The organism is Marivirga tractuosa DSM 4126, from assembly GCF_000183425.1.
In the GTDB taxonomy this organism is placed as follows: Bacteria; Bacteroidota; Bacteroidia; order Cytophagales; family Cyclobacteriaceae; genus Marivirga; species Marivirga tractuosa.
The window spans coordinates 3,269,192-3,284,118 of sequence record NC_014759.1 but is presented as its reverse complement, the minus strand read 5'-3'; the positions used below and the strand labels follow the sequence as shown (position 1 = coordinate 3,284,118).

At 34.8% G+C, this 14,927-nt stretch carries 12 protein-coding genes; 7 read left to right on the top strand and 5 right to left on the bottom strand.

The features are described 5' to 3' along the window. Positions 1-20 precede the first annotated feature (20 nt). Both corA and rho read right to left on the bottom strand, forming a co-directional pair. Positions 21-1,163 (bottom strand): magnesium/cobalt transporter CorA, encoded by a 1,143-nt coding sequence (corA, locus tag FTRAC_RS13955; RefSeq protein ID WP_013454912.1) that lies wholly within the window; start codon positions 1,161-1,163, stop codon positions 21-23. Continuing rightward, positions 1,156-2,736, bottom strand: coding sequence for a transcription termination factor Rho (gene rho / locus FTRAC_RS13950; protein WP_013454911.1), 1,581 nt, complete (start codon positions 2,734-2,736; stop codon positions 1,156-1,158). Before rho ends, corA begins: the two co-directional genes overlap by 8 nt. Positions 2,737-2,988: 252 nt before the next feature. Between rho and serS the strand changes: the two genes are divergently transcribed. From serS to FTRAC_RS13935, 3 genes are all read left to right on the top strand, one after another. Next, positions 2,989-4,263, top strand: a complete 1,275-nt coding sequence (gene serS / locus FTRAC_RS13945; RefSeq protein ID WP_013454910.1) for a serine--tRNA ligase — start codon at positions 2,989-2,991, stop codon at positions 4,261-4,263. Between the two features lie 255 nt (positions 4,264-4,518). Further along, a complete protein-coding gene (locus tag FTRAC_RS13940; protein ID WP_013454909.1) occupies positions 4,519-5,499 on the top strand; it encodes a YpdA family putative bacillithiol disulfide reductase in 981 nt (326 codons plus the stop codon). A gap of 66 nt (positions 5,500-5,565) precedes the next feature. Then, positions 5,566-6,789 carry a glycosyltransferase family 4 protein gene (locus tag FTRAC_RS13935; RefSeq protein WP_013454908.1) on the top strand — a complete coding sequence of 408 codons (1,224 nt, stop codon included), beginning with the start codon at positions 5,566-5,568 and terminating at the stop codon, positions 6,787-6,789. Here FTRAC_RS13935 and FTRAC_RS13930 read toward each other — a convergent pair whose 3' ends face one another. Beyond that, entirely contained in the window at positions 6,790-8,019 is a 1,230-nt protein-coding gene (locus FTRAC_RS13930; protein WP_013454907.1) for a M28 family metallopeptidase, read from the bottom strand. Then, positions 8,019-9,215, bottom strand: coding sequence for a J domain-containing protein (locus FTRAC_RS19375; RefSeq protein ID WP_013454906.1), 1,197 nt, complete (start codon positions 9,213-9,215; stop codon positions 8,019-8,021). Before FTRAC_RS19375 ends, FTRAC_RS13930 begins: the two co-directional genes overlap by 1 nt. Positions 9,216-9,296: 81 nt before the next feature. On the opposite strand from FTRAC_RS19375, the gene FTRAC_RS13920 reads away from it, so the two are divergent. Beyond that, positions 9,297-9,968: a DUF2461 domain-containing protein gene (locus tag FTRAC_RS13920; RefSeq protein WP_013454905.1), complete on the top strand. Its 672-nt coding sequence runs from the start codon at positions 9,297-9,299 to the stop codon at positions 9,966-9,968. Between the two features lie 54 nt (positions 9,969-10,022). Here FTRAC_RS13920 and FTRAC_RS13915 read toward each other — a convergent pair whose 3' ends face one another. Further along, positions 10,023-10,781, bottom strand: coding sequence for a bacteriorhodopsin-like (locus FTRAC_RS13915; RefSeq protein ID WP_013454904.1), 759 nt, complete (start codon positions 10,779-10,781; stop codon positions 10,023-10,025). A 239-nt stretch (positions 10,782-11,020) separates the two neighbouring features. Between FTRAC_RS13915 and FTRAC_RS13910 the strand changes: the two genes are divergently transcribed. The 3 genes from FTRAC_RS13910 (at position 11,021) to FTRAC_RS13900 (ending at position 14,912) form a co-directional block, all read left to right on the top strand. After that, positions 11,021-11,656 carry a deoxynucleoside kinase gene (locus FTRAC_RS13910; RefSeq protein ID WP_013454903.1) on the top strand — a complete coding sequence of 212 codons (636 nt, stop codon included), beginning with the start codon at positions 11,021-11,023 and terminating at the stop codon, positions 11,654-11,656. Between the two features lie 74 nt (positions 11,657-11,730). Next, positions 11,731-12,939 carry an NAD(P)-dependent oxidoreductase gene (locus FTRAC_RS13905; RefSeq protein WP_013454902.1) on the top strand — a complete coding sequence of 403 codons (1,209 nt, stop codon included), beginning with the start codon at positions 11,731-11,733 and terminating at the stop codon, positions 12,937-12,939. A 215-nt stretch (positions 12,940-13,154) separates the two neighbouring features. Then, on the top strand, positions 13,155-14,912 hold the full coding sequence (locus tag FTRAC_RS13900) for a histidine kinase dimerization/phosphoacceptor domain -containing protein (RefSeq protein ID WP_013454901.1): 1,758 nt from the start codon (positions 13,155-13,157) through the stop codon (positions 14,910-14,912). Positions 14,913-14,927 lie beyond the last annotated feature (15 nt).

Below are 14,927 nucleotides of genomic sequence, written 5' to 3'. Positions count from 1 at the left end.
CATAAATTAATAATTATGCTCTACATCCATTTTTTATACTTGAAAATCCCTAATGTAATTACCGCCATTCCAATCAATAAAGACCAAAAGTAAGCATATCCATATTCCCATTGGAATTCAGGTACATTTTCAAAATTGATTCCGTAAACCCCTGCAATGAAGGTTAAAGGAATAAAAATAACAGAAAAGATGGTTAACGTCTTCATGACCTGATTCAGCTTATTACTAATGACTGACTGATATAAATCTCCTAAACTGGAAATAAAATCTCTATAGGTTTCTACTGAATCAATAGCCTGAATGGTATGATCGTAAACGTCTCTGATATATAGACGAGTATGCTTTCGAATCAATTTTATTTCATCGCGCTCTAATTTGCTAATCACTTCTCGTAAGGGCCAAACAGACCTGCGAATATGAATTAATTCTCGCTTAAGCGTATAAAGTAAGTCAAAATCTCTTTTCTGACCTTGAAACATGATGCGTTCCTCAATCTCCTCTAAAATATCTCCAAATTTTTCCAGCACGATAAAATAGTGGTCAACCACGGTATCGACCAAGGCATAAAGCAAATAGTCAAGTCCTTCTTTTCTAATCCTTCCTTTGCCAGCTCTTAATCTGTTCCTAACGGCTTCAAAAGTATCGCCTTTCCTTTCTTGGAAGGTAATCAGCAAATCCTTGGTTAACACAAAACTAACTTGCTCATTAAGGGTTTTATTTTTTTTGGAATCAAATTGCAGCATTTTTAAAGCTACAAAAAGATAGTTTTCAGTATCATCAATCTGCGGACGCTGACCAACGGATAAAATATCTTCCATCGTAAGCGGGTGGATTCCAAACGCCTCACAAATTTCTTTGACCTTTTCAGCATGATGGATGCCCTCAATATTTATCCAATTGAAATTTCCGTCCTTAGGTAAATTAATAATCTCTTCTATTGAGATATTATTTTTCTCCTCAAGCGTGTTTTCGCTGTAGGAAAAAAGGTCAATATTGAATGGGGTGTCTTTTCGGAAACCGGTATAAACAGCACTTCCTGGAGGAAGACCGGCAATTTTGGAGCTTTCCCGAAACATTCCACGAATGCCAGAATATAAATTAAGCGGCTCCTCCACAAGAAGCCGCTTAGGTAAATCAATTATTTTCTTTGTCAGTTTATCCATTCATGGAAATCAAAAACTCATCATTGTCCACAGTGCCTTTCATTTTAGTTAATAAAAGTTCCATTGCTTCTCCTGAGTTCATGTCTGCCATGAATTTACGTAATATCCATACTCTTTGCAATTCTTCTTTGCTCATCAACAAGTCTTCTCTTCTTGTACCAGAAGCAGGAACATCAATTGCAGGATAAATACGCTTATTAGCTAATTTTCTATCCAATACTAATTCCATATTACCAGTTCCTTTGAATTCTTCAAAGATCACTTCGTCCATTTTAGAACCAGTTTCAATTAAAGCCGTAGCCAAAATTGTTAAAGAACCACCATTTTCTAAATTTCTGGCAGCACCAAAGAATCTTTTTGGCTTATGCAATGCATTAGCATCCACACCACCTGATAATATTTTCCCTGATGAAGGAACCACTGTATTATATGCTCTAGCTAAACGTGTGATGGAATCCAATAAGATCACTACATCATGCCCACATTCCACCATCCTTTTGGCTTTTTCCAATACCATACTGGCAACTTTCACATGACGGTCTGCCTGTTCATCAAAAGTAGAACTTACTACTTCTGCTTTTACAGAACGCGCCATATCTGTTACCTCCTCAGGTCGCTCATCAATTAATAAAATCAATAAATAAGCTTCTGGGTGATTTTCCGCCATTGCATTCGCAACCTCTTTTAATAATTCAGTTTTACCTGTTTTGGGCTGAGCTACAATCATACCTCTTTGTCCTTTTCCTATAGGTGCAAAAAGATCTAGAATACGAGTGGAATATTTATTGGGCTTGGTGCTTAGGTTGAATTTTTCTTCTGGGAAAAGAGGAGTTAAGTATTCAAAAGGAACCCTGTCTCTGATTTCCTCGGTTGTTTTTCCATTTACGGAAGAAACCCTTAATAAGGCGAAATATTTTTCTCCTTCTTTAGGTGGTCTGATTTGACCTTTCACAGTATCTCCTGTTTTTAAACCAAATAATTTGATTTGAGATGGAGAAACATAAATATCGTCAGGACTTGCTAAATAGTTGTAATCAGAAGAACGCAAGAAACCGTATCCGTCTTGCATCATTTCCAATACACCTTCATTTTCTATGATACCGTCAAAATCTTTAATGTCAGCTTTTTTAGAGCGGTTATCATTTCTATCGCTCCTTTCTGGTCTAGGAGGTCTATCGCCTTTATCATTCGAACGCTCAGCTCTTTCTGGTCTAGGCCTTTTATCTTTTGGTGCTGGACGAGGCTTGCGTTCTTGCTTATCGTCTCCCTCTGCTTGGGGTTTAGATGGAGCTTCTTCAGCTTTTTTATCAGGTTTAGTCTCAGCTTTTTCCTCCTTTTTAGGAGCTTTAGCTCTTGGAGCTGATTCCTTCTTGGATGCCGGTGCTGATTTAGGAGTAGATTTTTCCTCACCCTTTTTTGGTAAATCACTTTCAGGCAAAAGTGCTTGTTGGTCCAAAATCTTGTAAATCAATTCTTTCTTCGGCAATTTCTTGTACTGGGATACTCCCAGTTTTTCTGCTATTTCTTTAAGTTCAGAAAGTAGCTTTAAGTTTAATTCTTCAATGTTATACATAAAGGGACTTTTACTTGTTCAGGACTTGAAATCCTGATTTGTTGGTATGATAAATTTGATATTATGTTTTTGGATTTTTTTGAACGAGACCATTGAACTTTGTCCCGAATTCTTTTTAGATAATACAATGATATGCCAAGCATTTTTAATTGTCAAGCAATTTAAGAAATATAAAATAGAAATTGGCATTAAAGATAGGTTTCTGTTTATAATACCACTAAAAATAGCTTATTTTGCCAAAAATTTCGAGAAATGTTACAAGTTGCAAATTTGCGTGAGGATAAAGCCAATGCAGTCAAAGGCTTATTGAAAAGAAATATTGAAAATGCTGAATCTCTAATCGATGGAATAATTGCCTTAGATGATAAGAGGAAAGCTCTTCAAACTGAATTGGATTCAGTATTGGCCGAATCAAATCAAATTTCAAAAAGCATTGGCGTTTTGATGAAGGAAGGTAAGAAGGAAGAAGCCGAGAAAGTAAAAACCAAAACCGCTGAACTCAAGCAACGCAGCAAAATCTTGCAGGAAGAATCTCAGGAGATTGAAAAAGAATTAATGGACAGTCTCTATCAAATCCCTAATGTGCCGCATGAAGATGTAAAAAAAGGGAAAGGCGAAGATGACAACGAAATCCTTTCAGAGCATGGCAAAAAACCTGAATTATACTCAGGGAAAAAACCTCACTGGGATTTGATAAAAGATTATGACATTATAGACTTCGATTTAGGAATTAAAATAACTGGTGCAGGATTCCCTGTTTACAAAGGCAAGGGTGCAAGAATGCAAAGAGCTCTATTAAATTTCTTTTTGGATGAAGCCGAAAAACAAGGCTTCAAAGAAATTCAACCACCCGTTTTAGTTAATGAAGCCTCTGGAATCGGAACAGGCCAATTACCGGATAAAGAGGGTCAAATGTATCATATTGAAGATACAGACTTGTATTTGATCCCTACAGCAGAAGTACCTATTACTAATCTTTTGAGAGATGAAATCATCAACGAAGAAGATCTACCTATAAAATTAACTGCCTATACGCCTTGTTTCCGAAAAGAAGCGGGCTCTTGGGGTGCACATGTTAGAGGATTGAACAGATTACATCAATTTGATAAGGTGGAAATTGTGCAAGTTCTACATCCTGATAAATCTTATCAGGCATTGGAGGAAATGAGCAGTTATATTCAAAGCTTACTAACTAAATTAGAATTGCCTTATCGAGTTCTGAGATTATGCGGTGGAGATCTAGGTTTTACTTCTGCCTTGACTTATGATATGGAGGTTTGGTCTGCGGCACAAGAAAAATGGTTAGAGGTGAGCTCCGTTTCTAATTTTGAAACTTATCAGTCTAATCGATTGAAACTGCGTTACAAAGATGCGGATAAGAAAAAACACTTATTGCATACTTTAAATGGTAGTGCTCTAGCATTCCCTAGAATTTTAGCCGCAATTTTGGAAAATAATCAGACAGAAAAAGGAATTAGAGTACCTAAAGTGCTGCAATCTTATACTGGTTTTGAGTGGATTGATTAAATATTATCTCACAAAACCTGTCAGGTTTATCAAATTTATGATATCTTATATACTGGTCGGTGTGCCACCGATCAGGGTAAGCTACCTCCATGGTTGGTGGCACACCAACCATTTTAATCTTGAAACCTGATAGGTTTCTATGGCTGTCTTTCTTCTTAAAACATAAGAATCTTCATAAAAAGCGCATTTCCCAAAACTTTCAGTACACTTATCGTATTAATTAAGATATTGATAGCAAATCAAGATATTAATTAGATGCAAAATATAGATGTTTTAATAATTGGTGCTGGCCCAATTGGTTTGGCTTGTGGAATAAAAGCAGAATCTGAAGGGTTATCTTATCTAATCGTTGATAAAGGCACTTTGGTTAACTCGCTTTATCATTATCCTTATGGAATGACCTTTTTCAGCACTTCTGATAAGTTGGAAATTGGTGGAGTACCTTTTATCTCTCATAATCCAAAGCCAACCAGAATGGAAGCATTGGAATATTATAGAAGAGTTGCCAGCTCTCATAATCTTAAAACTTCACTATACAACGCAGTGAAGAAAGTTGAGAAAAATGATAGTGGGTTTAAGGTAAAAACAGATAAATTCGACCTGCAGGCAGAGAATATAATAGTGGCGACTGGTTTTTACGATTTGCCTCATAAATTGGGAATTCCAGGAGAAGATTTACCAAAAGTAGCGCATTACTATAAAGAAGCCCATCCTTATTATGATATGAAATTGGCTATTGTGGGCGCTGCTAATTCTGCAGTAGATGCCGCTTTGGAATGCTTCAGAAAAGGTGCCAAGGAAGTCACCATGGTAATTCGGGAAGAAGAAATTCGTAAAACGGTGAAATATTGGGTGAAGCCTGATATCGAAAACAGAATTAAAGAAGGAAGCATTAAAGCATTTTTCCAAAGTGAAATAACTGCTATCAGAGAAGATGAAATTGATATCAAAACTCCTAAAGGAAATATCACCATTGAAAATGATTTTCTTTTAGCCATGACCGGTTATGAACCCAATTATGATTTCTTAAGCAAAATGGGTGTTAAAAAAATAGCCGAACCTCCCTATGCCCCAGTTTACGATGCTGAAAGCATGGAAACCAATGTAGAAGGCATTTATTTGGCAGGCGTGATTTGTGGTGGAATGGAAACCAACAAATGGTTTATTGAAAATAGTAGGATTCATGCTGATATGATTATGGAGCATATAAAAAGTAAGCGGACATTAGTAAATTGAGAATTGCAAAAAATTAAATTGAATTGTTATTTGTTATAAACCTAAAGCAATTACTTTAGTGTTCGAATGAAAATCCTTTACATCCATCAATATTTCAAAACCCCTGATGAAGGCGGTGCCAATCGCTCTTATTTTATGGCGCAGGCTTTAAAAGCAAAAGGGCATGAAGTAGAAATCCTGACTGCTCACAATGAGAAAAAGGCTGTTTCCAAGGATATAGACAGACTAAAAGTGCATTATTTACCAGTTCGGTATGAAAACCAATTTGGGTTTTTAAGACGAATTAAAGCTTTCCTACATTTCATCATACTTTGCAAAAACTTCATTAATAAGCACAATGAATTTGATAAAATAATTGCAACTAGCACACCACTCACTGTAGGCTTTATAGCTGTATGGGCTCAAAAAAGGTTTGATATACCCTTTATTTTTGAAGTGCGAGATTTATGGCCCGAGGCTCCTATTCAAATGGGTGTTATTAAAAATCCATTTCTGAAATTCTGGCTAAAGAAGCAAGAATTAAGATTTTATAAAAGTGCTGAAAGAGTCATTGCACTTTCTCCTGGAATGCGAAATCATATAGAAAAAATCGCTCCTAAGGTCAAGGTTGAGTTAATCCCAAATGTTGCCGATTGTGACTTTTTTGAGAGAGTTGAAAAGAAAGACGAAGATTTGGTTCTTCAATATGGAGTTAAAAATAAATTTGTAGTAAGTTATTTTGGTGCAGTTGGCCCAGTGAATGATTTGATGAGTTTAATTAAGTGTGCTGAATTAAGCATGCATTTGCCCATGCGATTTCTGATTATGGGCGAAGGTTCCAGCTTGCCAGAAATCAAGGATTATGTGGCCAAAAATCAACTAAAAAACATTTTTTTTATTCCTTATGGCACTAAAGAGGATGTTCGGGATGTGATGAATGTAACGGATGCTTGCTATGTATCATTTCTACACAAGCCAGTTTTAAGAACCAATTCACCAAATAAATTTTTCGATGCTATTGCCTCAGGTAAATTGATCATCACTAATATTCAAGGATGGATTAGAGGATTGGTTGAAAAACGCCATATCGGTTTTTTTGCTGATTCAGATTTTCCTGCTGAGTTTGGAGAGAAGATAAAACCTTTTATTGATTCGTCTGAGTTACTAAATAAATACCAACAAGCTTCCAGAAGTACAGCAGAACAGTTCTTCAGCAGAAGAGAATTAAGCCATCACTTTGTACAGGCAGTAGAGGGTAAAAATTATCAGCATGAAGCTGAAATAAGATCCATTTTTAGTTTGAGTGCTTAATCAATAAACTTTTAAGCTCTCAATAATAAGGTCATGTAATTCATCAAAAGCTTCTAGACTTAAGTCTTCTCCATTATCTAACACATCATGATAAGCTTGTTTTCCACCTAAGGTATAAATAAAGACTGCTGGAACTCCAATCCTATCAAATAAGCAATGATCACTATTGCATGCTTCCCCCCTAGCTTTAATTTCGGCTAACCTATCATTGTTTAGTTCTTGAAACAAGTCAAAATATCGATTATGTTTTTTGGCATTCACCATGGTAATCCCATCGTCACCAGTTCCTACAATATCTAGATTGACCAGCATTTTAATTTTGCGCAAATCAAAGGGAGGGTTTTCAATAAAATGATAACTACCCAACAACCCTATTTCTTCGGCAGTGGTAAATAAAAAATAAGTGTCAAATTTTGGTGGATTTGCGCCATAATATTGAGCCAAAGCTAAGAGCATAGCAACGCCTGATGCATTATCATTAGCACCTCTGAAAATAGCATTTCCCATTTGACCCAAATGATCGTAATGCGCAGAAAACATGATCACAGAATCACTTCTTTTCCCTTTAATTTTTCCAATTACGTTTGATGATTGGAAACCTGATAAAAATTTGGCTTCATTCAAAGTGCTAATCTTCGCTCGATTTTCCAGTTTATCCTTTACATATAAAATAGTGTTCTCAGATTGCTTTGAAGAAGGAAACCAACTCCATTTAGTACTATCTTGTATAATTAATAAATTGCCTTTGGCCTTTGCTTCAAACAAAAAGGATTGTGTCATTTCCTGAATAGGTTGGGTGTTATCAGCCATTTTTTCAATGTAGAAAACTTCATTCTTAGCTTTCTTCGGAAGTTTAAAGCCAGCACTTATTTCATTAATTCTTCCAGTAATCTCAATTGGGCCAGATGCTGAATGAAAAAGAAAATCTTTGCCTGCTGAATAAATCTTTACTGTTTTCTCATTATCCACAGAAAATTGAACCCTACCAGGGAAAGTATTGACTGAATAAGTTAATTTCTGCTTAAAGCCATTCTCACTTCCCGCTTTAACTCCAAATTGCTGTAATTTTTCAACAATAAAATCTGCTGCCTTTTCTTGTCCATTCTCTGTAAAACCACGGCCAGCTAAAGAATCAGCAGTTAAAATATTTATATGTTTACGGGCTTCATCACTTTGACTGATCCCACAAGTAATATTAAAGAAAAAGAATAGAATAAAGAGGTGTCGCATCAATTACAGCTTAGTTCAGAGTTAATACTGGGGCGAATATCCATTTTTTCTGCCTTTTTTAAAATATTACATGCTTCCTTTTTATTTCCCAACTGGTGATAACACTCGATTAAATACTGGTAACCAAGCTTCTTCTCTGGTTTAAAAAATATAACCCACTCTAATAATTTTGATGCTTCAATATAATTCTCTTGGTCATAAAGAATCTCAGAGGCATTAAAATAAATCGACTTATAACTTTCAGGGGTTCTCTCTGCTGAAACTAATAAGCGGTAAGCATTGCCATAAACACTTTTAAATTCTGCCAAAATACTCTTTAAACCCATTTGGTAATATTGCATGGCTACTTCATAATCATTCAATTCTTCCTTGTAGATCTCAGCAATGAGTGAAATCATCCGCATTCGCTTGTAATTACTATTCATTAATCTATTTAAGATAAACACCGCTTTATTGGGCTCATTCAGGTTCTTATAGCAAACTGCTAGCCTGTACTGCAAATCAGGGTTTTGACTTTTACTGTACTCCATAAAGAATAAATAGCCCCAAAGTGCATCTTGGTAAGACTGATTTTTGTAATCTATATCAGCTTGTTCTCTTCTAAAATTCAAATAATCAATCTCATACCTTTTGATAGGTGTGTAGTCACTATTGGAAGATTTCATGTCATCAATAAAATTCAGTGCAGCTTGCACTTTACCAGAATAATAGAGACTGTCTGCATATTTCACTTGTTCATCGAACTGACTAATCATATGTTGAAGCTTTCTTTCTTGATAAAAGTCATAAATAGTAACTCCAACATAAAGCAGAAGTGCCACCGAGGCCACAATACCCAGTGCATAATAGGTCGCCTTTCGTTCTGTACTAGCATTATTTGCCGGCTTATATACAGGTGGTCTATAGGTATAATTTCGGTAAGGATTTCTATATGCTTTTTGCCTCGTTTCTTGTGCACGAATGCTAGCTCTCTTAGCATTTAGCCGCATTTGAGCCAATTTCACATCATATTGCCTTCTTAAATCATTATTGCTGAGAATGGTATAAGCAGTAGAAATACTTTTAAATTTCTCTTCCGCTGCAGAAGTAGGATTAATATCAGGATGGTATGCTTTTGCAAGCTTTTTATAGGCAACTTTTATCTCTGATAATGTTGCCATTTCACTCAAACCTAATATTTGGTAATAATTTTCCATGTGGGAGAAAATAATAGAACTATTCTTAAACAAACATAACAATTATTTATTGCTATTTTAGTTCCAATAAAAATAGAAACAATGGCTTATTTCAGTAATGATTTTGTAAAGTTTTTCGAAGAATTGGAGAAAAACAACCATAAAGAGTGGTTTGATGAGAATAGAAAAAGATATGAAAAGGAAATTAAAAACCCTTTTAAAGCTTTTGTTGGTGATTTAATTCTAGCTATTCAGAAGTTTGACCCTGAAATCATGATCAAACCAACGGATGCCATTTTCCGAATCAATAGAGACATTCGGTTTTCTAAAAACAAGCAACCCTACAAAAACAATGTAGCAGCATATATCTCCAGGATTTCAAAGAAAGAACAGTTCCCTGGTTATTATGTGCATTTAGATGCTGAAGGGATTTGGCTAGGGGGTGGTTTATACGATCTTTCAACAGAAAATATTTATAAAGTGAGACAGGAAATACTTTATAATGAGAAGCAGCTGGAAGAAGCACTTGATTCAAACGGGTTTAAGGAGGAATTTGGCAAACTACAAGGACAAAAAAATAAAATACTAAAACCCCCATTTAAGGAGTTTGGCAAAGAGATTCCTATCTTATTTCAAAAGCAGTTTTATTTTATGAAACGCTATCCGGCAAATAAAATAACGGACGATAAATTAGTTAATTTTTGTGCAGATAGGTTTGAAAAAGCTTTCCCTGTCAATAAGTTTTTTCGCTTAGCACTAGAACATCTAGAATAAAAAAAGGAGCCTTTTCCGGCTCCTCTTTCAAACTAATTTTAACTAAAAAATGAATTATGCTGATGCTTTAGCTTTTTTAGTTTCTGTCATTGCAATATTATATACTACTAAACCAAATCCGATTTTATTGATGGCATCACCAATATTATAGATTAAATCTAAGTCGTTTGGTCGTAATAAACCTAGACCATCTGCACCTAACCATCCACCTGGCATTGCCATGTAGCCAATAGGGTAAATTGCCCATCCAACTAACACGAACCAAGCCAATGCTCTGATACCTTTTTGTACTGCAGCACTATCACTAGATTTTGCTAATTGTGCAGCTTCACCAGCCCATGCAGAGTATAAGATATAAACGTATCCTACGGTTGAAACAACACCCCAGAACACTGAGTGGAACATTGAACCGTCTGTGAAAGCTTCTCCTATATAACCTGCAACAAGCATTAATACTGAAGCTGCAATTAATTTCCACAAAAAGCTTTGCTTAGCACCTGCTGGTCTTAACAATAAGTAGAATTCAACACACATTAAAGGAACTGTTAAAGTCCAATCAATATATCGTAATACCGTTGGATTCATACCTGTAGCTGCATAATAATCACGCATGTAGTAATAATGAACTGCCGCAATCATGGTGATTAACCCTGATACCAAAAGTGAAGTTTTCCACTTACCATCAACCTGTTGTCTTTCAAAGAAGAAAAAGACAGAAGCTGCAAACATTGCCATGTAGCCAGTAAAAAATGTAAAAGCTACTGGGTCATCCGATTTGATGTCTATAACATCAGCTAGAAATAGTGTTTCCATAGTGTTTAATTATTAGTTATAAACGCTAAACACAAAAAGCTTTAAAAGGTTTTTATTTCCACATATGTTTAATTTTCTTTTACTTTTGTTTAACATTTGTTCCGCCACTTACTAAAAAGTTAAACAATTATTTGGCAACCAGGCCTTTGTCCAAATAAAAACTAAATGAAGATTATATCACAAAATATAACTGTTGAAAAGCTTATATTTTTTACTTTTGTGCTCAGATGGAAAACAGAATGGATCAATTAAAACATATAGCCATAGCTGGGAATATTGGTGCCGGCAAAACCACTTTAGCAAATAAATTATCTCATCACTACGGCTGGAAAACTGAATTTGAAGCTGTTGAAGATAATCCCTATTTAGTGGACTTTTATAAAGACATGAAACAATGGGCTTTCCATCTGCAAGTATATTTTTTAAATAGTCGCCTTCAGCAAGTTAAACGGATTAGGGAAAGCGAACATACCGTTGTGCAAGATCGATCCATCTATGAAGACTGTTATGTATTCGCTAAAAACCTTCATGAATCTGGCAATATGTCCGATCGGGATTACCACAATTACTTGGAATTGTTTGATTCTATGGCAGCTGTCATAACACCACCCGATTTACTTATTTATTTACGTGCAGACATCCCAAAATTAGTTGGACAAATTGAAAAAAGGGGCCGGGATTATGAAGAAACCATTAGGATTGACTATCTAAAAAATCTGAATAAGCATTATGAAGCCTGGGTGAAACAATACGATATTGGCAAACTCATTATTATAGATGTTAACCAATTAGACTATTTAAACAATGTGGAAGATTTTGCTTTAATCGTAAGTAAAATTGACACAGAAGTTCATGGACTTTTTTCTAGTCAATAAGCTTTTTTTATCATGTTACCTCCACTATTTTTAATACCTTTAAGGATTAATCCATAAGTAATTATTACATTTTTATGTTAAAAGTAGGAATCATTAGAGAGGATAAAATACCCGTTGACAAGCGTTCGCCTCTAACCCCAGCTCAATGCCAAATGGTGGCTAATCAATTTGGTGTAGATGTAAAAGTTCAAAAAAGTGATGTTAGGGTTTTCCTACCTGAAGAATATTCACAACACGGAATTGAAATGGTCGATGACATCAGTAATAGTGATATTCTATTAGGGGTAAAGGAGGTTCCGATGGAAAAATTAATAGCAGAAAAAACCTACTTCTTTTTTTCTCATACCATAAAAGAGCAAGAATATAACCGTGAGCTTTTGCAAACTATTCTGAAGAAAAAAATCAAGCTTGTGGATTATGAATGCTTGCTCGACTCCAAAACGAATCAAAGGATTGTTGCTTTTGGGCGATTTGCAGGAATCGTAGGGGCTTACAATACGATATGGACATTTGGTCAGCGTTATAATCTATTTAATATCAGAAGAGCTCATGAATGCTATGATTTAGCTGATATGAAAACTGAATTTGAAAAGGTAGAATTACCCGCTATAAAAATTGCTATTACTGGTGGTGGCAGAGTTGCAAAGGGAGCCATGGAAGTAATGTATGGCATGAATATTTTGCAAGTTTCCCCTCATGAATTCTTGAATGAACGATTTGACAGACCCGTCTTTGCACAGTTAAGCAGTCATACTTATCACAAGAAAAAAGATGGTGGTGCTTTTAATAGAGATGAATTTTATGAAAATCCAGGGCTTTACGAAGGGGATTTCCTAAAATATGCTAAAGTAGCTGATATGTTAATTGCCGGTGCTTTTTGGGATCCTCGTGCTCCTGTTCTATTTACCAAAGAAGACGCTGTCAGTCCTGAATTTAAAACAAGAATCATTGGGGACGTTACTTGTGACATTGAAGGATCTATTCCAAGCACAAAAAAGCCTGCGACAGTTGATGATCCTGTTTATGACTATAATCCTACTACTGACACTATTGAGCCTGAATTTAGTGAAGAAAGTAACATTACAGTTATGGCTGTAGACAATTTACCTTGTGAACTTCCAAGAGATGCTTCCGAAAGCTTTGGACAAGAAATGATTGACAATGTTTTACCACACTTATTAGGTGAGGATAAAGAGGATGTGATAAAAAATGCTACTATTGCTGAAAATGGCAAGCTGACTGAAAGATACAGCTATTTGCAAGGATATGTGGATGGGCAATAATTACATTCACCTTATTTTTGGAGAGTAATTACCAACTAAATCGAAATAATATGTGAGCCATTTTATTTCCTAAAACCCTTTATTTTAATAAGACTTTAGTTATATTCGTTTGTATATAATTAAATCGATGATTGAGTGAATCAGAATATAAAACAACCTCATTTCAATCATAATAATCAATTGAGTCTTTCTAATTGACTCAATATTGATTAAAAATGAATTGCATTTTACTCATATCGTTCCTCACATTGCAATTTGAAAATACACTTCAACTGCAATATGCTGCGGGGAATAAAGATTCTATTCCAGAGAATTTCTTACCATTACCAAATGATTTCAATCCTGAAATTGGTGAATCCTATTGGGTGAAAATTGAAATCTCATCAGCAGAAGAAAAGCCCTTTGTTATTCAAGGTGGAAAATGGTATATGAGAAACCTGATTTTCTACAATCATGAGGGTGAATATCTGAAAAAAGGAAACCACATAATAGTAGATTCCAAAGACACTATTAGCACCTTTTACATTTACTACCCCTTTACCGATGAGAAATCTGCTGGAATATCTCAAATAACTAAATTTGATTTATTTGAATTTATGGAAACGAAAACCAAAAAGGACATTGTGCAAGCTTGCTTTCAATCCATATTAATATTTCTAATTCTTATTTCAATCTTCTTTTACTTCCAAAGCCGTGACAAAGTATATATTTACTACGGTCTCTACTTATTTTCTATAATGTGGTTCTTTGCCTATCAATATGGCTTATTAGGAAGTGCTATACCCATTTTCAATAAAATTTCCCCAATGTGGTTTTGGTTATTCCCTTTCACAATCACTTTATTCTATGCGCTTTTTACTATTGAATATTTCAACCTGAAATCTGTTGAATTCAAAGCTTATAAAGTTATTAAATGGGGAATCTACTATATGTTTTTTCTATTTGCTCTGTCCACTCTGCTTTATGTTTTTAGATTTGATGTTCAACATTCCTATTTCTATAAAATCCCTACAATCACCATAGAATTTATATTAATAGGTGCTGCGCTTTTTAGGATTACAAAAATTAAAAACAAAATTAAAAACTATTATTTGGTAGGGGTATTTATCCTGCTAATTGCATCTTTAGGAGGTCAGTTGTATTCCACTTCCCAATCAATGGACAATATTAATTATGTAATACAGGCAGGACTTATATTGGAAGTATTTATTCTTTCCCTTGGTTTAGGAGTAAGGGTAGACCAAATTCAAAAAAACCATAGCGCATCAAGTAAAGAATTAATCAAACAACTAAAATTGAATGAGAGCCTCCAAAAAGAATATACATCCAAGTTGGAGAAGCAAGTAAATGAAAGAACCAAAAGTTTACTGAAAAGGACAGAGGAAAATGAAATGCTTTTAAAGGAAGTTCATCACCGAGTTAAAAACAATCTGCAGGTTATTATCAGCCTTATGAACATGCAGGAGAGAAGGATGAAGTCCGTTCAAATGCAACAAATGCTTGCTTCCACTAAAAATAAGGTTAAATCCATTGCTCTCATTCATGAACATTTATATCATCACGAAGATTTTATGGATATCCAATTAGATGAATATATTAAGAATTTAATTCAAATGCTTATTATCAATATTCATAATGGAAAAGAAATTCAATTGTTTCTTGAAATACCGAAAATCAAAATTCATTTTGAAAAAGCCATTTATATCGGTCTGATATTAAACGAACTGACTACCAATTGCATTAAATACGGCTTTGAAAATCATAATAACCCTGAATTGAAAATTGATATTTCAGAAAAAGATTCATCTATAAAAATGAACATTCGAGACAATGGAAAAAATACGCCATCTAATGTCGATAAGACTGGTCTAGGTTTTAGTATTATCCAAGCAATTGTAGAGAAAAATGAAGGTCAATTTAGTTTTGATCAAGATGAAAATGGTTTTGCTGTTCAGATTGAGATGAAAATGTAGAAAATCGCTATTCTG